This window comes from Pseudomonas sp. AC193, from assembly GCF_979258075.1.
Map to the genome: position 1 here is coordinate 6,163,345 of NZ_OZ409832.1, position 16,351 is coordinate 6,179,695.

Here is a 16,351-nt window from a genome sequence, read left to right on the forward strand (position 1 = left end):
GTACGCCGCACATCCCTTGTGGGAGCGAGCTTGCTCGCGAAGGGGCCAGATGCCACGACACAAATCCCGGGGATGAACACTTTACGGATGACGGTTGCGCACTAAACCCGCAAAATGCAACGATTCCGGCAATTATCGGCGACGCTTCTACAAGATCCGTCGCTCAAGCCATCGTTCCAATCAGACTGGGCCTGCTGACTCTATGCGAATGCGCCTTATGTTACTGGGCGGCGGAAATGCCCTTGGGCAGGCGCTGATTCGCCTCGGTGCGGAGGAAGACATCGGTTTCCTCGCCCCCCGCCCGCCCGAAAATGGCTGGGATGCCGCGAGCCTGACCCAATTGCTCGACGACACCCGTCCCGATGCGTTGATTAACCTCGCCTACTATTTCGACTGGTTCCAGGCCGAGGCCGTCAGCGAAACCCGGATGGCCGGGCAAGAGCGCGCGATCGAGCGTCTGGCCGAACTGTGCCAGCATCACAACATCGTTCTCGTGCAGCCCTCCAGCTATCGAGTGTTCGATGGCTCGCGTGCTACCGCCTACAGCGAAAAAGACGAACCGGTGCCATTGGGCCTGCGCGGTCAGGCACTGTGGCGCATTGAGCAGAGCGTTCGCGCCACCTGCCCGCAGCATGTGTTGCTGCGTTTCGGCTGGCTGCTCGATGACAGCGCCGACGGCACCCTCGGGCGTTTCCTCGCCCGCGCCGAGCAACCTGAAGAATTGCTGCTGGCCGATGACCGCCGTGGCAATCCGACCCCGGTCGACGACGCTGCGCGGGTGATCATCTCGGTGCTCAAGCAACTCGATTGCGCGGCGCCGCTGTGGGGCACTTATCACTACGCCGGACACGAGGCGACCACACCGTTGGCGCTGGGTCAGGCGATTCTGACCGAAGCGCGCAGCCTGCACGCCCTGGCCATCGAAGCGCCGACCGCCCAGGCTCACGCCGCGCGTCCGGACGCTGCCGAGGAACCGCAACACGCGGTGCTGGCCTGCAAGAAAATTCTGCACACTTTCGGGATCAAGCCGCGCGCCTGGCGTGCCGCGCTCCCGGCTTTACTGGATAGGTTTTATCGTCATGGCTGAAGGCCCTGTTTTAATCACCGGCGGCGCCGGTTTCATCGGCTCGCACCTGACTGACGCGTTGCTCGCCAAGGGCCATTCGGTGCGGATTCTCGATGACCTGTCGACCGGCAAACGCGCCAATCTGCCGCTGGACAATCCCAAGGTCGAACTGGTTGTCGGCGATGTTGCCGATGCGGCGCTGGTCGCTCAGGCGATGCAGGGTTGCAGCGCCGTGGCGCATCTGGCCGCTGTGGCCTCGGTGCAGGCTTCGGTGGATGATCCGGTGAAGACGCACCAGAGCAATTTCATTGGCACGCTGAATGTCTGCGAAGCCATGCGTCAGGCCGGGGTCAAGCGTGTGCTGTTCGCCTCCAGCGCGGCGGTGTACGGCAACAACGGCGAGGGTGAGTCGATTGATGAAGACACGCCGAAAGCACCGCTGACACCGTATGCCTCGGACAAATTGGCCGGTGAGCATTACTTCGATTTCTATCGCCGCCAGCACGGTCTGGAACCGGCGATTTTTCGCTTCTTCAACATCTTCGGCCCGCGCCAGGATCCGTCCTCGCCGTATTCCGGGGTGATCAGCATCTTCAGCGAACGCGCGCAGAAAGGGTTGCCGATCACCGTATTTGGTGACGGTGAGCAGACGCGGGATTTCCTCTATGTCGAGGATCTGGTCGACGTGCTGGTGCAGGCGATTGAAAAGCCTGAAGTGGAAGCGGGCGCGGTGAATGTTGGCTGGAATCAGTCGATGAACCTCAAGCAAATGCTCGCGGCGTTGCAGACGGTGGTGGGGGAGTTGCCGCCGATTAGCTACGGGCCGGCGCGCTCGGGGGATATTCGGCATTCGCGGGCGAATAATCAGCGCTTGCTGGCGCGGTTTACCTTGCCGGAGCAGACGCCAATGAGCGTGGGGTTGGCGCGGTTGTTGGGGCGTTCCTGAAGAAGAGCCCCTCACCCTAGCCCTCTCCCGGAGGGAGAGGGGACTGATTGCGGTGGATGGTCGAGTTACGCCGACGTGAACTATCTGTGCTGAACTCAAATTTGGAAAAGCACACAATCGGCTCCCTTTCCCCTCTCCCTGAGGGAGAGGGCTGGGGTGAGGGGGTTGGATTTCAGCCACCCAACAATTCCAGCAGACATGAAAAAGGCGCCCTTCAACAGGCGCCTTTTTCACGGCCGGAATGTACCGCTATCCCTTGTGGCGAGGGGATTTATCCCCCGATCAACTAACTGGCAGTCGCCTTCAGATTCAAGTCTGCCCACCACCAAGCCTCATCCACCACCACGCGAATGTTCTTTAGAACTTGTAACCCAATCCCACCATGTACACAAACGGGTCGACATCCACATTCACCCGTGCCCGAGTGCCTGGCGCCACCGCGTTGTTCTCCACAGTCGCGCGAGTATCGATGTCGATATAACGCACCTGGGCGTTGATCATCACCTTGTCAGTCAGCATGTAATCGGCACCAACCTGCCACGCCAGACCCCAGGAGTTTTTCGCCTTGAAGTTGCTGAAACCCGCCGTCTGCGCTTCGCTGCCGACGTGTTCGTCATAGATCCAGGTGTAGTTGATGCCGCCGCCCACATACGGTTGGAAGGCCGACTTCGAATCCAGCGGGTAGTAAACGACGCTGAGGGTCGGCGGCAGGTGTTTCAGGGTGCCGAGTTTGCCGTTGGCCGCCGGCAGAGCAGTATTTTTCAGCTTCACGTCATGTTCGAACGGCGAGGCCGCCAGCAACTCGATACCGATGTTGTTGGTGATCATGTAAGCGAAGTTGAGACCCAGTTGGGTGTCGCTGCTCATGGTCGCCTTTCCGCCCAGGTTGGCGCCGCTCAGCGGACCCTGATCGACCTTGACGCTGGAGCTGTCGGCCTTCGGGTTGACGGTGATTGCACCGGCGCGAACGATGATGTCACCGGCATCGTGGGCGTGGGCGAGCGGGGCTGCGAGCGCGAGGGCAAACAACGAAGCGCTGAGCAAGGACTTGTTCATGGGGGCTCCAAAGGACGTTAAAAATTTTTGATGTCCTATGATACGAAGCCAACTGATACGGTCTTTTGACGCAGCTCAATGAAACAGTGAAGTCCCGGGGTTTTGTGGAACCTTTGCCGGCCCCTTCGCCAGCAAGCCCGCTCCCACAGGGGAACTCATTCCAAATGTGGGAGCGGGCTTGCTCGCGAAGGGGCCTTTACAGACAACACAAAACTACCGGGATTTACTCCGGCAGCTCATACACATAAATCTTGTCCGCCTCCATCTGATACCCGGCATCCGCCAGCTCGCTGCTCGACGCCTTGACCTGCAACGGCCCCTCGATCCAGTACGGCTGATACAGCTCATCCAGCTTCACACCCAACTCGCTTTTCACATGCACGATCTGGTTCGAAGGCGGTGGCGGCACATGGATGCATGCGCCGAAATACGGCACCAGCAAGAAGTCCGTGGTGCGCCCCTCTTCGTTGACTTCCAGCGGCACGATATAGCCAGGCAACCGAATGTTCTGGCCATCGAGCGCCTGCACCACCGGCGCATTCGGCAGATCCTGCTTCGCCGCTGGCGCTGACTCCGCCGACAGCGCATCGCTCATTTTCGACATGTCGTGCAGCGGGGTCATGTTCGGCACTTCCGGTGCGGCGTCCGGCGGGATCATTTCCGACCATGTCAGGTCTTTCGGCGCCGCGGCCCACACGGGCAGGGCAACCAGCAACAGCAGCGCAAGTACGGCGCGGGGCATGGTGAACATCCTCATAAACGGATCGACAGGCCATCGGCCAACGATTGGCGATAAGCGCGCCAGGCCGGCACGCTGCCCATCAGCAGCGCGGCCGCCAGAATGCCACCGAGCAGCGTCCATTCATACTCGCTCGGCCACGCCAGCGGCAGAAACAAACCGTAATTGGCCTGCACGTAACCCTGCGCCGCGGCGATGCCGATGTACAGCAACGCAACGCCGGCGATCACCCCGGTCAGCGCCAGAGCGAACGCTTCCAGCACCAGCAGACTCGCGATGTGCCACGGTCGCGCACCGACCGAACGCAGAATCGCCATCTCGCGGCGACGCTCGTTGAGGCTGGTGAGAATCGCCGTGAGCATGCCGATCAAACCGGTCAGCACGACGAACAGCGAAACCACGAACAGCGCTTCTTCAGCAGTGCTCATCAGGCTCCACAACTCCTGCAACGCCACGCCCGGCAGGATCGCCAGCATCGGCTCGCCACGGAATTCGTTGATCTCACGTTGCAGCGCAAAAGTGGAAATTTTGCTGTTGAGACCGAGCATAAACGCGGTGATCGCTTGCGGCGTCAGGTCCATGTTGCGCGCCTGATCCGCCGTGATCCGCCCGTTGCCACGCGCCGGCACGCCGTTGTGCCAGTCGATGTGAATCGCCTCCATGCCACCGAGGCTGATGTGCAACGTGCGATCGACCGGCGTGCCGGTGCGCTTGAGAATGCCGACCACGGTGAACGGTTTGTCGTCATGTTTGACCAGACTGATCGCCGCCACACCGTGGGCCAGCACCAGTTGGTCGCCGAGTTTGTAATGCAACGCGTCGGCGACTTCAGCACCGAGCACCACTTCAAACGGATCGGTGGCAAACGCACGACCGTCGGCCAACTCCAGATGCTGCTTGCGACCGTACTGGTAGTGCTCGAAATACGCTTCAGTGGTGCCCATCACGCGATAGCCGCGATGGGAATCGCCGAGGGACATCGGGATTGCCCACTTCACTTTCGGGTTGCTGGCGAAATGTTCGAAACTGTCCCAGCGAATGTTGTTGGTCGCGTTGCCGATGCGGAACACCGAGTACAGCAACAGATTCACCGAACCCGAGCGCGCGCCGACGATCAGGTCGGTGCCGCTGATGGTGCTGGCGAAACTGGCTTTGGCTTCGGTGCGCACCCGTTCAACAGCGAGCAGCAGGCACACTGACAAGGCAATCGCGAACGCGGTGAGGAGAGCGGTAAAGCGGCGGTTGGCCAGGCTGGCCATGGCCAGACGAAACAAATACATCTCAGACCTCGGCAGACGTGGCGGCACGATTGAGTTCGGCCAGGGACAGATGACGGTCGAACAACGGCGCCAGGCTCTGATCGTGGCTGACGAACAGCAGACTCGATCCGGCTTCGCGGCACTCGGCGAACAACAGACGAATGAAGTTTTCCCGGGCGTCGTAATCCAGCGCCGAGGTCGGTTCGTCGGCGATCACCAACTCTGGCTGACCGATCAACGCACGCGCGGCGGCCACACGTTGTTGCTGACCAATCGACAGCGAATCAGCGCGACGGCTGAGAATGCTTTCATCCTTCAAACCCAAGTGGGCGAGCAGGGTGGCGGCGGCTTGATCGACGCTGCCGTGACGCTGTTTCGCCCGTTGTGCACGCAGTTTGGAGAAGTGGCATGGCAGCTCAACGTTCTCACGTACCGAGAGAAACGGCAGCAAGTTGAACTGCTGAAAAATGTAGCCGGTGTGATCGACGCGGAAGGTGTCGCGGGCGCCGGCGGAGAGTTCGGTCAGTTCCTGGCCGAGCAAACGAATGCTGCCGCGATCAGGTTTCTGCACACCGCCGAGCAGGCCGAGCAGGGTGGTTTTGCCGCTGCCGCTCGGGCCTTTGAGAAACAGGGTTTCGCCCGGTTCCAGACGAAACGCCGGGATGTCCAGCAACGGCGGGTGACCGGGCCAACTGAAGCCCAGGTCGGACAGTTCGATGAGTGCTTGGGTCATGGCACCAATTTCATGAGTTTTCATAGCCCCGTAGGAGCTGCCGAAGGCTGCGATCTTTTGATCCTGATCTTCTTAAAGCAAGATCAAAAGATCGCAGCCTTCGGCAGCTCCTACAGGGGGATTTTCGGTGTGATCAGAATTTCAGGGAGGCAGCCTTCGCCGTCACTTCGGCACCTTGCTGGCCGCTCGCGCTGATCAGTTGTACCTGAATTTTCTGCGTCGCCGGGAAGGTATTGAAGATGTTCGCCAGATCCAGCGTCTTCAACGCGCCGGGCGTTGCGCACTTGATCTGGTAGTGCGCGTGGATTTCGCTGTGGTCGTGGTGATGTTCGTGACCGTCCTTGTCCGCTTCATCTTCGTCATGATCGTCGGCATCCGGTTTGTCGCCAAACAACGGGCTCTCGAGTTCCTGACCGACGACTTTGCAACCGGCAGCGGCGGGCAGACTGAACAGCGCCAATGGTTTTTCCAGCTGCGCACGGGCGGCGGCGACTTTGGCTTTATCGGCATCCGTGGTCGCGAGGTGTTCGAAACCCACGAGGTTCATCGCCGGGCTTTCCAGCTCCAGCTCCAGCATCTGGCCGTCGAGCGCGGCGTTCAGGCGACCGACACCGTGCTCATGCGCGCCGAGGCTGCCGTGTTCATGATCGTGGTCGTGCTCATCGGCAGCATGGGCGACGGCCAGCGGCAACAGGGCAAACGGCAAAGCGAGCAGCAGACGGCGCATGGCGAACTCCGGGAGTAAAGTGAAGAGTTTGTTATGTAATCTTATAACGAAAGTCCGCAGAGTTTGCCCGTGCGCTTGGCGTTGCACAAGTCCCGTGGGAGCATGCAGGTCAGAAAAGTGCAGGAGCGAACTCAATGTTGCGGATACGCGGAACCGTCGGTGACCTGCCGGTGGATTTGACGGTGGAACTGGATGACAGCGACTGGGCACGTCTCGGCTCGGCCCTGAATGGGCAAGCGCAGACGGCGCAACCTGAAGTGGCCACGTCGGCGCCAGCAGCGAAAACGCTGAATCAGGATGATGCGTTGTGGCAGGTGGCGCGGGATCTGTTGCGCAAGGCCGGGCAACTCAGCGGAACCGGATCTGCTCGATCAGCTTGAAGGGCTGACCGGCAGCGCGGTGGCGGGCAAGCGCTTGCTGGTGCGTTTGCGCCACAGTTCGGACGTGAAAGTGGTGAGTGGCGGGGATACGCCGCTTTACAGCTGGATCGAGTGAACCGCAAAAGATCGCAGCCTGCGGCAGCTCCTACAGGGATGTCCACGATCCCAATGTAGGAGCTGCCGAAGGCTGCGATCTTTTGATTTTAATAAAGCGCAGCAAACATCTTCCGGCGGTAAACGCTGACCAACGGATGATCGTTGCCCAGCAGTTCAAACACCTGCAGCAACGTCTTGTGCGGCAACCCTTCGGCATAATTGCGATTGCGGATAAACAGCTTGAGCATCGCCTCCAGCGCGGCTTCGTACTGCTGACGCGCCAGTTGCTGGATCGCCAGTTGATACACCGCTTCATCGTCCTGCGGATCTTTTGCCAAACGTGCTTTCAAGTCAGCCGTATCCGGCAGATCACGCGCCAGACCAAGGAACTTGATCTGCGCCTTGGCCCCGGCCAGCGCGGCTTTGTGTTCGTCGCTTTTGACCGCATCCAGCACGGTCTGCGCTTCGCCCAGCTCACCGCGTTCAGTCAGGCAGCGCGCATAGAGAATCAGCGCTTTGGCGTTGGTGTTGTCTTCATTGAGCATCACCACCAGCGCCGCTTCGGCATCGGCATAACGGCCGTCATCGAACAACGCTTGAGCCTGTTCGAATGGATCGGCTTCGGCCGGCGGCGGCATCTGCACATGCGGCTCAAGCAGGGCACGCACGGCGGATTCCGGTTGCGCACCGGCAAAACCGTCGACCGGTTGACCGTCCTTGAACAGCACCACGGTCGGCAGGCTGCGAATGCCGAAACGGGCAACGATGTCCTGCTCGATGTCGCAGTTGACCTTGGCCAGCAGCAACTCGCCCTGATAGCTCTCGGCAATGGTTTGCAGCATCGGCATCAGCGCCTTGCACGGCGCACACCATTCGGCCCAGAAATCCACCAGCACCGGCTTGCTGAAAGAAGCCTCGATCACTGACTGGTCGAAATCGGCCGTCGTGGCGTCGAAGATGTACGGCGTTTGCTCACTCATGGGGGATCTCGTCAAAGCGTGGATAGGGCAACTATACGGCTTGGCGGGGGGTGGCCGGAAGGCAGAGATGTGTTGTCTGGCAGGACGCCTTCGCGAGCAAGCCCGCTCCCACAGGGGAACGCATTCCAAATGTGGGAGCGGGCTTGCTCGCGAAGCTCTTAACTAACGACGCGCATGGTAAAGGCTGACATGCCGAAATTCCTCAGGCTCCGCGAGATCCGGCAAGGTCATCGCCTCAAGCATTTCAATGCGCTGATACAACGGATGGCGAAAATCCCGCACCCGCGAATCCGCCACCAACGCCTCACGGCCACGGCTCAAAAACGCATCGAGCAACGGCAGATTCGCCCGGTCATACAACACGTCCGCCACCAGAATCAGATCAAAGCGGTCGGCCTCGGCAAAGAAATCCGTCGAATAACCCATCTCGACATTATTCAACGCGGCATTCGCCCGGCAGGCGGAAATCGCCAGTGGATCGAGATCGCACGCCACCACCTCCAGCGCCCCGGCCTTCACCGCCGCAATCCCGGCAATCCCCGAGCCAGCGCCGAAATCCAGCACGCGTTTACCGCGCACCCACTCGGGAAACTCCGCCAGATAACGCGCCACCGCCAGACCGCTGGCCCAGCAGAAACCCCAGTAGGGCGGCTCATGCAGAATTCGCTGGATTTCTTCCTGGCTGAATTGGCGATCCATGTTGTCGCCATCGATCAGCCATAGCTGTAAATCAGTGTCCGGCAACGCGCAGACCTTGAGTCTGGCGTCGCCGAGCAATTCACCTAACGCTAGTTGCAGGTCGAGCGGTGCCGTCATGGTGCTTTGACAAATTGCAGTTGGCCCAACGCCTGAGTGGTCGGCTGGCTGATGGTTTGCGACGGCAAATGCAGGATCAACTGGCCGGACTGGCTGGCGCGGCCACGCAGCTCAACCCGCGCACCGGCGGGGAAGGCGTCCGGGTTGAAGCGCAGGCGGAACGGCAGGATCTGGTTGTTGCCGATCAGGCTGGAACTGGCGAGCAATTGTTGCGGGCGATCCTTCTCATCGATCACCAGCAACGCCAGTTCGACTTCGGCGCCGGCCGGCACGCCTTGCAGGGTGCCGCTCAGTTCGCGTTGATAAGCCGGTAGCGGGCCAAGCTCGGCGGCTTCCTTGGCTTTTTTCTGCGCTTGTTGCGGTGCCGGCCCCGGAGTCGGCGGCTGCGGCTTGGGTGCATCGCTGCCACAGGCCACCAGCAGGCTGAAAAGACTGAGCAAAACGAGCGGACGTAACGGCATTGGAGGCTCCGGCAAAATGAAATCCATGGATCAAACGATCATGCCGTTCTGTATACCGCAAACCCTATGGCTTGTCTTGCCACCGGGATGCGCTACCATGGCCCTCCCTTTTTTTGTTGCCAGCCACCATGCACTGTCCCTTCTGCGGTGCCAACGACACCAAGGTCATCGACTCGCGTCTGGTCGCCGAGGGCGAACAGGTGCGCCGCCGGCGTGAATGCCTGGCCTGCGGCGAGCGTTTCACGACGTTCGAGACGGCCGAACTGGTGTTGCCGCGCCTGATCAAAACTGACGGCAGCCGCCAACCGTTCGACGAAGAAAAACTCCGCGCCGGCATGCAACGCGCCCTGGAGAAACGTCCGGTGAGCGTCGAGCGCCTCGAATCCTCTCTGGTTCACATCAAGCACAAACTGCGCGCCACCGGCGAGCGCGAGGTCAAATCCCTCGTGGTCGGCGAACTGGTCATGGCTGAATTGCAGAAGCTTGATGAAGTCGCCTACATCCGCTTCGCTTCGGTGTACAAGCGCTTCCAGGATCTCAATGAATTCCGCGAAGAAATCGACCGCCTCGCCCGCGAACCGGTGAAAGAATGACCACCGTCGCCGAGCAGGCCATCCTCGACGCCCACTTTATGGCGCGTGCGCTGGAACTGGCGCGCAAAGGTCACTACACCACCCATCCCAATCCTCGGGTCGGCTGTGTGGTGGTGCGCGACGGGCAGATTGTCGGCGAAGGCTGGCACGAACGCGCCGGCGAACCGCATGCCGAAGTCCACGCCCTGCGCGCCGCCGGCGAACTGGCCCGTGGCGCCACTGCTTATGTGACTTTGGAGCCGTGCAGCCACCATGGCCGCACGCCGCCGTGTGCCGATGCGCTGGTGAATGCCGGGGTTGCTCGGGTGGTTGCGGCAATGCGTGACCCGAATCCGCAAGTTGCCGGACGTGGTTTGCAGCGTCTGGCCGATGCCGGCATCGCCACCGAAAGCGGTGTGCTCGAAGCCGAGGCGCGCAAGCTCAACCAGGGTTTCCTGAAACGTATGGAACACGGCTTGCCGTTCGTGCGGGTCAAGTTGGCCATGAGCCTCGACGGTCGCACGGCGATGGAAAACGGCGAGAGCCAATGGATCACCGGCCCGGCCGCGCGTTCGGCGGTGCAGCGTTTGCGCGCTCAGGCCGCCGTGGTGCTGACCGGCGCTGACACCGTACTGGCCGATGGTGCACGTTTGACTGTGCGCGCCGACGAGTTGGGGCTGGATGGCGAACAAACCGCGCTGGCCATGAGCCGTCCGCCGTTGCGCGTGCTGATCGACGGGCGCCTGCGCGTGCCGCTCGATGCACCGTTCTTCAAGGCCGGCCCGGCGTTGGTCGCCACTTGCATGGCGGTCGAAGAACAATACGCCAATGGCCCGGAATGCCTGATCGTGCCGGGTGATGACGGTCAGGTCGATCTGCATCAACTGCTGATTGAACTGGCCAATCGCGGCGTCAACGAAGTGCTGGTCGAGGCCGGCCCACGTTTGGCCGGCGCCTTTGCTCAGCTCGGCCTGGTGGATGAATTCGTGATCTTCATCGCCGGCAAGTTTCTTGGCTCCACGGCGCGTCCATTGCTCGACTGGCCGCTGGCCCATATGAAGGATGCCCCGGAGCTGAAAATCAGTGAAATTCGTGCGGTGGGCGATGACTGGCGAGTCACTGCCATCCCTGTGCCATCGGCGAGCGTATAATTCCCGGCCATCGCGTTAGCGCTGGCTTAGTTCTCAAGGAGAACCCCATGTTTACCGGCATCATCGAATCCATCGGCAGTATCCGCGCACTGACCCCAAAGGGCGGTGATGTGCGGGTACACGTCGCAACCGGCAAGCTCGACCTGAGCGACGTCAAACTCGGCGACAGCATCGCGGTCAACGGCGTGTGCCTGACGGCCGTTGAACTGCCGGGCGACGGCTTTGCCGCCGACGTCAGCCGTGAAACGCTGGACTGTACCGCCATGAATGACCTGAAAAGCGGCAGCCCGGTCAATCTGGAAAAAGCCCTGACCCCGACCACCCGTCTCGGCGGGCATCTGGTCAGCGGCCACGTCGACGGCGTCGGCGAAATCGTCTCGCGCTCCGACAATGCCCGCGCCGTGGAATTTCGCATCCGCGCGCCGAAAGAACTGGCCAAGTACATCGCCCATAAAGGCTCGATCACCGTCGACGGCACCAGCCTGACCGTGAACGAAGTCGATGGCGCCGAATTCATGCTGACGATCATTCCGCACACCCTGAGCGAAACCATCATGGCGTCGTATAAGCCTGGGCGTCGGGTGAATCTGGAGGTCGATTTGCTGGCGCGTTATCTGGAGCGTCTGCTGCTCGGTGACAAGGCGGCAGAGCCAAGCGCTGGCGGCATCACTGAAAGCTTTCTGGCCGCCAATGGCTATCTCAAATCCTGACTCAAGGGGGTGCCTTGTGGCGCTCAATAGCATCGAAGAACTGGTTGAAGACATCCGCCAAGGCAAGATGGTCATCCTCATGGATGACGAAGACCGCGAGAATGAAGGCGACCTGATCATGGCCGCCGAATGCTGCCAGGCCGAGCACATCAACTTCATGGCCAAGCACGCCCGTGGCCTGATCTGCATGCCGATGAGCCGCGAGCGCTGCGAACTGTTGAAGCTGCCGCTGATGGCGCCGCGCAACGGTTCCGGTTTCGGCACCAAGTTCACCGTTTCGATCGAAGCGGCCGAAGGCGTCACCACCGGCATCTCCGCTGCTGACCGTGCGCGCACCGTGCAAGCGGCGGCGGCCAAAGATGCCAAGGCTGAAGACATCGTCAGCCCGGGCCACATCTTCCCCCTGATGGCTCAGGCTGGCGGCACCCTCGCTCGCGCTGGCCACACCGAAGCCGCTTGCGACCTCGCACGCATGGCCGGTTTCGAGCCGAGCGGCGTGATCTGCGAAGTGATGAACGACGACGGCACAATGTCCCGTCGCGCTGAACTGGAGGCTTTTGCTGCCGAACACAACATCAAGATCGGCACCATTGCCGACCTGATTCACTACCGGATGATCCACGAACGTACCGTTCAGCGGATTGCCGAGCAGCCACTGGACAGCGAACTGGGCCAATTCAACCTGGTGACCTATCGTGATTCGGTGGAAGGCGACGTGCACATGGCACTGACCCTGGGCACTGTTTGCGCCGAAGAGCCAACGCTGGTTCGCGTGCACAACATGGATCCGCTGCGCGACCTGTTGATGGTCAAGCAACCGGGCCGCTGGAGCCTGCGCGCCGCGATGGCTGCGGTTGCCGAGGCCGGCAGCGGTGTTGTTCTGTTGCTCGGTCACCCGCTCGATGGCGACGTGTTGCTGGCGCATATCCGTGAAACCGGTGATCAGCCAGCACCGAAAAAACCGACCACCTACAGCATTGTCGGTGCCGGTTCGCAGATCCTGCGTGATCTCGGTGTGCGCAAAATGCGCCTGATGTCTGCGCCAATGAAATTTAATGCGATATCCGGTTTCGATCTGGAAGTTGTAGAATACGTGCCCTCCGAATAATGACCCGGAGAATCGTATTGCTGGTGTGTGCCCATTGTGGCGAGGGGATTTATCCCCGTTGGACTGCGTAGCAGTCCCAAAAACAGGGGCCGCTGCGCAGCCCAACGGGGATAAATCCCCTCGCCACAAGGGTGCAGTCGAGTAGCAATGCGGTTTTTTCCGGCCATGTGTTCGTGGCTAATATCACTGAGGGATGCGTACGAGACGCGTCCCGGCTCTTTAAGAGATCTGACGAATGACCCTGAAGACCATCGAAGGTACCTTCATCGCCCCAAAAGGCCGCTACGCTTTGGTAGTAGGCCGTTTCAACAGCTTTGTTGTTGAAAGCCTGGTCAGCGGTGCAGTTGATGCCCTGGTTCGCCACGGCGTGAGCGAAAGCGACATCACCATCATCCGCGCGCCTGGCGCCTTCGAAATCCCGCTGGTTGCGCAGAAAGTCGCTCAGAAAGGCGAGTTCGCAGCCATCATCGCCCTCGGCGCGGTCATTCGTGGCGGTACTCCGCACTTCGAATACGTGGCTGGCGAATGCACCAAGGGTCTGGCCCAGGTGTCCATGGAGTTCGGCGTACCGGTCGCGTTCGGCGTCCTGACCGTTGATTCCATCGAGCAAGCCATCGAACGTTCCGGCACCAAGGCCGGTAACAAAGGTGCCGAAGCTGCCCTGTCCGCTCTGGAAATGGTCAGCCTGCTGGCACAGTTGGAGGCCAAGTGATTAGCGACGAAAGCGATCGTTTCAACCCACGCGAACCGCGTCCAACCGACGCCGGCAAGCCTTCGAAAAGTGAAAAGCGCCGCGCTGCCCGTCAGTTGGCGACGCAAGCGTTGTACCAGCGCCACATGGCCGGTGCTTCGCTGAACGAAATCGAAGCGCAGTTTCGCGTCGATAACGACTTCACCTTCGCCGACCAGAGCTACTTCCACGACATCCTGCACGGTGTTCCGGCCAGTCTGACCGAGATCGACACCGCGCTGGCGCCGTGCCTGGACCTGACCATCGAAGAGCTCGACCCGGTTGAACTGTGCGTCCTGCGCCTGTCGACCTGGGAACTGCTCAAGCGCGTCGACGTGCCGTACCGCGTTGTGATCAACGAAGGCATCGAACTGGCGAAAGTCTACGGTTCCACCGACGGTCACAAGTTCGTCAACGGTGTGCTCGACAAGCTGGCCCCGCGCCTGCGTGAAGCTGAAGTGAAGGCGTTCAAGCGCTGAAACGCGCTTGATACTTCAATGGGCGAGTTTGAGCTGATCCGCAATTTCTTCGCCGCCGCGCCTTGTGCGCAGGGCGGCGAAGGCGTTGCTCTCGGGATTGGCGATGACTGCGCCTTGCTCGCTGTTCCCTCCGGGGAACAGTTGGCAATTTCCACCGATACGCTGGTGGCCGGTGTGCATTTCGCCGACCCCTGCGATCCGTTTCTGCTCGGTCAGCGCTCGCTGGCCGTTGCGGTCAGCGATCTGGCCGCCATGGGCGCCACGCCCGTTGCCTTTACCCTTGCCCTGACTGTACCGACGGTGACCGCCGATTGGCTGCAAGCCTATGCCCGCGGTTTGAACCGCATGGCGCAGACCTGTGGCGTTGCGCTGGTCGGCGGCGACACCACGCGCGGGCCGTTGAGCCTGACGGTAACTGTGTTTGGTCGCGTGCCTGCCGGTCAGGCGTTGACCCGCAGCGGCGCGCAACCGGGCGATTTGCTCTGTGTCGGCGGCGAGCTGGGCAATGCTGCCGGCGCGCTGCCGCTGGTGCTCGGTCAGCGTGATGCCGAACCTCATATCGCCCAACCGCTGCTCGATCACTACTGGTCGCCGCAACCGCAACTCGCCCTCGGTCAGGCCCTGCGCGGCAAAGCCACGTCGGCGCTGGATATCTCCGATGGCCTGCTCGCCGACTGCGGCCACATTGCGTTGGCGTCGCAGGTGCGACTTGAGATTGAACGCGAGCGCGTACCGTTGTCGGATGCTTTAGTGGCGTTTCTCGGTCAACGGGGTGCCGAGCGCGCGGCGTTGAGCGGTGGCGATGATTACGTGCTGGCGTTTACCCTGCCGTCCGTCGAGTTGTCGGCGCTGCTGGCCAATGGCTGGCCGATTCATGTGATCGGTCGCGTGGCCGAAGGGCAGGGCGTGGTCTTGCTGGATCGCGAAGGGCACGACATCACCCCGCAAACCCGGGGCTATCAACATTTTCAGGAGACACCGTGACAGATCACCCGAAACAGGTTCCGGCCGAATTCGTTCCGCCGTCGGTCTGGCGCAATCCCTGGCATTTCCTCGCGTTCGGCTTCGGTTCCGGCACGCTGCCGAAAGCGCCGGGCACGTGGGGCTCGTTAGTTGCGCTACCCTTTATCCCGTTGTGGCAGATGCTGCCCGACTGGGGTTACTGGCTGATGCTCGGGATCACCATGCTGTTCGGCTTCTGGCTGTGCGGCAAAGTCGCCGACGATCTGCGGGTACACGACCACGAAGGCATCGTCTGGGACGAAATGGTCGGGATGTGGATCACCCTGTGGCTTGTGCCGGAAGGCTGGTACTGGTTGCTCGTGGGTTTTCTGGTGTTCCGCTTCTTCGACATTCTCAAACCGTGGCCGATTCGCTGGATCGACCGGCATGTTCACGGCGGCGTCGGCATCATGCTCGACGACGTGCTGGCCGGCGTGTTCGCCTGGCTGGCCATGCAGGGACTGGTGTGGATTTTCGCCTGATCCGCGCCGTACAGGGTTAAGTGAGGACACTAGGGATGGCTCGACGCTGGCTGGCGCTGCTGATGTTGACCTTGTTGAGCACTGTCGTCAGTGCTCAGGAAGCTGTGCATGCGCCGGCGGTGATTCATCTGGCCAGCGAAGACTGGGAAGACTACACCGCCGCCGACGGCCACGGACTCGCCTGGGATGTGCTGCGCAAAGTCTTTGAGCCGATCGGCGTCAAAGTCGAGATCCGCAGCGTGCCGTACACCCGCTCGATCGGTTTGGTGCAGTTGAAGGAAGTCGACGCGCTGGTCGGTTCCTATCGTGATGAAGCCGAGCAAGTGCTGTATCCGCACTGGAATTTCGATTCCGATCACATCTACACGCTGGGTCTGGCGAGCAACCCGCCGCCGACCCTGGCGACACTCGGCAAATACCGACTGGCCTGGGTGCGCGGTTATCGCTACGAAAACTACCTGCCGAACGTCAAACGCTACAATCAGATCGAGCGCCGCACCGGCATCCTGCCGATGCTCAAACAGGGGCGGGCGGATTACTACATCGACGCGCTGACCGAGATCGAAGCGGTGATGCGCAGCGCGCCGGATCCGGCGCAGTATCGCTATTCGCACCTGGTCGAGCTGCCGTTGTACCTCGGCTTCGCCGACACACCGCAAGCTCGTGCACTGATGGCGCTATTCGATCAGCGCATGGAGCAACTGGTGAAGGGCGGCGAGCTGAAGCCGATCTTCGAACACTGGAAGCAGCCGTATCCCTTCAACCCTAACTGAACACCGATCCGGATGCTTGTACAAAACCCCTGTGGGAGCGGGCTTGCTCGCGAAAGCGTTGGCTCAGCCAGCCAATCTGTCGACT

At 61.1% G+C, this 16,351-nt stretch carries 19 protein-coding genes and 1 pseudogene; 12 read left to right on the forward strand and 8 right to left on the reverse strand.

Annotated features, from left to right (window positions below; genetic code table 11):
- Positions 1–202 precede the first annotated feature (202 nt).
- Positions 203–1,087: a sugar nucleotide-binding protein gene (locus ACZZ0D_RS27735; RefSeq protein ID WP_045123148.1), complete on the forward strand. Its 885-nt coding sequence runs from the start codon at positions 203–205 to the stop codon at positions 1,085–1,087.
- Positions 1,080–2,012, forward strand: a complete 933-nt coding sequence (locus tag ACZZ0D_RS27740) for an NAD-dependent epimerase/dehydratase family protein (protein WP_463554738.1) — start codon at positions 1,080–1,082, stop codon at positions 2,010–2,012. The genes ACZZ0D_RS27735 and ACZZ0D_RS27740 overlap by 8 nt, the downstream gene beginning before the upstream one ends.
- A 357-nt stretch (positions 2,013–2,369) precedes the next feature.
- On the opposite strand, the gene ACZZ0D_RS27745 is transcribed toward ACZZ0D_RS27740, so the two are convergent.
- The 5 genes from ACZZ0D_RS27745 to ACZZ0D_RS27765 form a co-directional block, all read right to left on the reverse strand.
- Positions 2,370–3,068: an OmpW/AlkL family protein gene (locus ACZZ0D_RS27745; protein ID WP_053124272.1), complete on the reverse strand. Its 699-nt coding sequence runs from the start codon at positions 3,066–3,068 to the stop codon at positions 2,370–2,372.
- A 223-nt stretch (positions 3,069–3,291) separates the two neighbouring features.
- Entirely contained in the window at positions 3,292–3,810 is a 519-nt protein-coding gene (locus ACZZ0D_RS27750; protein ID WP_053124335.1) for a DUF3299 domain-containing protein, read from the reverse strand.
- Between the two features lie 11 nt (positions 3,811–3,821).
- A complete protein-coding gene (locus ACZZ0D_RS27755) occupies positions 3,822–5,087 on the reverse strand; it encodes an ABC transporter permease (protein ID WP_463554739.1) in 1,266 nt (421 codons plus the stop codon).
- 1 nt (position 5,088) lies between these two features.
- On the reverse strand, positions 5,089–5,799 hold the full coding sequence (locus tag ACZZ0D_RS27760) for an ABC transporter ATP-binding protein (RefSeq protein WP_053124268.1): 711 nt from the start codon (positions 5,797–5,799) through the stop codon (positions 5,089–5,091).
- A gap of 133 nt (positions 5,800–5,932) precedes the next feature.
- Positions 5,933–6,526 (reverse strand): DUF2796 domain-containing protein, encoded by a 594-nt coding sequence (locus ACZZ0D_RS27765; RefSeq protein WP_053124266.1) that lies wholly within the window; start codon positions 6,524–6,526, stop codon positions 5,933–5,935.
- A gap of 134 nt (positions 6,527–6,660) precedes the next feature.
- On the opposite strand from ACZZ0D_RS27765, the pseudogene ACZZ0D_RS27770 reads away from it, so the two are divergent.
- Positions 6,661–7,021: pseudogene (locus ACZZ0D_RS27770) on the forward strand (hypothetical protein).
- A gap of 88 nt (positions 7,022–7,109) precedes the next feature.
- Here the strand turns inward: ACZZ0D_RS27770 and trxA are convergent.
- The 3 genes from trxA to ACZZ0D_RS27785 form a co-directional block, all read right to left on the reverse strand.
- Positions 7,110–7,982 (reverse strand): thioredoxin, encoded by an 873-nt coding sequence (trxA, locus tag ACZZ0D_RS27775; protein ID WP_212551344.1) that lies wholly within the window; start codon positions 7,980–7,982, stop codon positions 7,110–7,112.
- 162 nt (positions 7,983–8,144) lie between these two features.
- Complete coding sequence (locus ACZZ0D_RS27780; RefSeq protein WP_463554740.1) at positions 8,145–8,798, reverse strand: class I SAM-dependent methyltransferase; 654 nt, start codon at positions 8,796–8,798, stop codon at positions 8,145–8,147.
- The gene (locus ACZZ0D_RS27785) at positions 8,795–9,259 is read right to left on the reverse strand and encodes a YbaY family lipoprotein (RefSeq protein WP_053124259.1); all 465 of its coding nucleotides are present in this window, start codon (positions 9,257–9,259) and stop codon (positions 8,795–8,797) included. The genes ACZZ0D_RS27780 and ACZZ0D_RS27785 overlap by 4 nt, the downstream gene beginning before the upstream one ends.
- A 128-nt stretch (positions 9,260–9,387) precedes the next feature.
- Between ACZZ0D_RS27785 and nrdR the strand changes: the two genes are divergently transcribed.
- The 9 genes from nrdR (at position 9,388) to ACZZ0D_RS27830 (ending at position 16,266) form a co-directional block, all read left to right on the forward strand.
- Positions 9,388–9,852 (forward strand): transcriptional regulator NrdR, encoded by a 465-nt coding sequence (nrdR, locus tag ACZZ0D_RS27790; RefSeq protein WP_007910946.1) that lies wholly within the window; start codon positions 9,388–9,390, stop codon positions 9,850–9,852.
- Positions 9,849–10,982, forward strand: a complete 1,134-nt coding sequence (gene ribD, locus ACZZ0D_RS27795) for a bifunctional diaminohydroxyphosphoribosylaminopyrimidine deaminase/5-amino-6-(5-phosphoribosylamino)uracil reductase RibD (protein ID WP_053124257.1) — start codon at positions 9,849–9,851, stop codon at positions 10,980–10,982. The genes nrdR and ribD overlap by 4 nt, the downstream gene beginning before the upstream one ends.
- 47 nt (positions 10,983–11,029) lie before the next feature.
- Entirely contained in the window at positions 11,030–11,692 is a 663-nt protein-coding gene (locus tag ACZZ0D_RS27800; protein ID WP_150694725.1) for a riboflavin synthase, read from the forward strand.
- Positions 11,693–11,708: 16 nt separating this feature from the next.
- Positions 11,709–12,800, forward strand: a complete 1,092-nt coding sequence (gene ribBA / locus ACZZ0D_RS27805; RefSeq protein ID WP_008081846.1) for a bifunctional 3,4-dihydroxy-2-butanone-4-phosphate synthase/GTP cyclohydrolase II — start codon at positions 11,709–11,711, stop codon at positions 12,798–12,800.
- A 235-nt stretch (positions 12,801–13,035) separates the two neighbouring features.
- Positions 13,036–13,512 (forward strand): 6,7-dimethyl-8-ribityllumazine synthase, encoded by a 477-nt coding sequence (gene ribH, locus ACZZ0D_RS27810; RefSeq protein ID WP_003228649.1) that lies wholly within the window; start codon positions 13,036–13,038, stop codon positions 13,510–13,512.
- A complete protein-coding gene (gene nusB, locus ACZZ0D_RS27815; protein WP_053124252.1) occupies positions 13,509–14,009 on the forward strand; it encodes a transcription antitermination factor NusB in 501 nt (166 codons plus the stop codon). The genes ribH and nusB overlap by 4 nt, the downstream gene beginning before the upstream one ends.
- A gap of 18 nt (positions 14,010–14,027) precedes the next feature.
- Positions 14,028–14,993: a thiamine-phosphate kinase gene (gene thiL, locus ACZZ0D_RS27820; RefSeq protein WP_159815458.1), complete on the forward strand. Its 966-nt coding sequence runs from the start codon at positions 14,028–14,030 to the stop codon at positions 14,991–14,993.
- The gene (locus ACZZ0D_RS27825; protein ID WP_463554741.1) at positions 14,990–15,493 is read left to right on the forward strand and encodes a phosphatidylglycerophosphatase A family protein; all 504 of its coding nucleotides are present in this window, start codon (positions 14,990–14,992) and stop codon (positions 15,491–15,493) included. The genes thiL and ACZZ0D_RS27825 overlap by 4 nt, the downstream gene beginning before the upstream one ends.
- A gap of 35 nt (positions 15,494–15,528) precedes the next feature.
- Positions 15,529–16,266, forward strand: a complete 738-nt coding sequence (locus tag ACZZ0D_RS27830) for a substrate-binding periplasmic protein (RefSeq protein WP_463554742.1) — start codon at positions 15,529–15,531, stop codon at positions 16,264–16,266.
- Positions 16,267–16,351 lie beyond the last annotated feature (85 nt).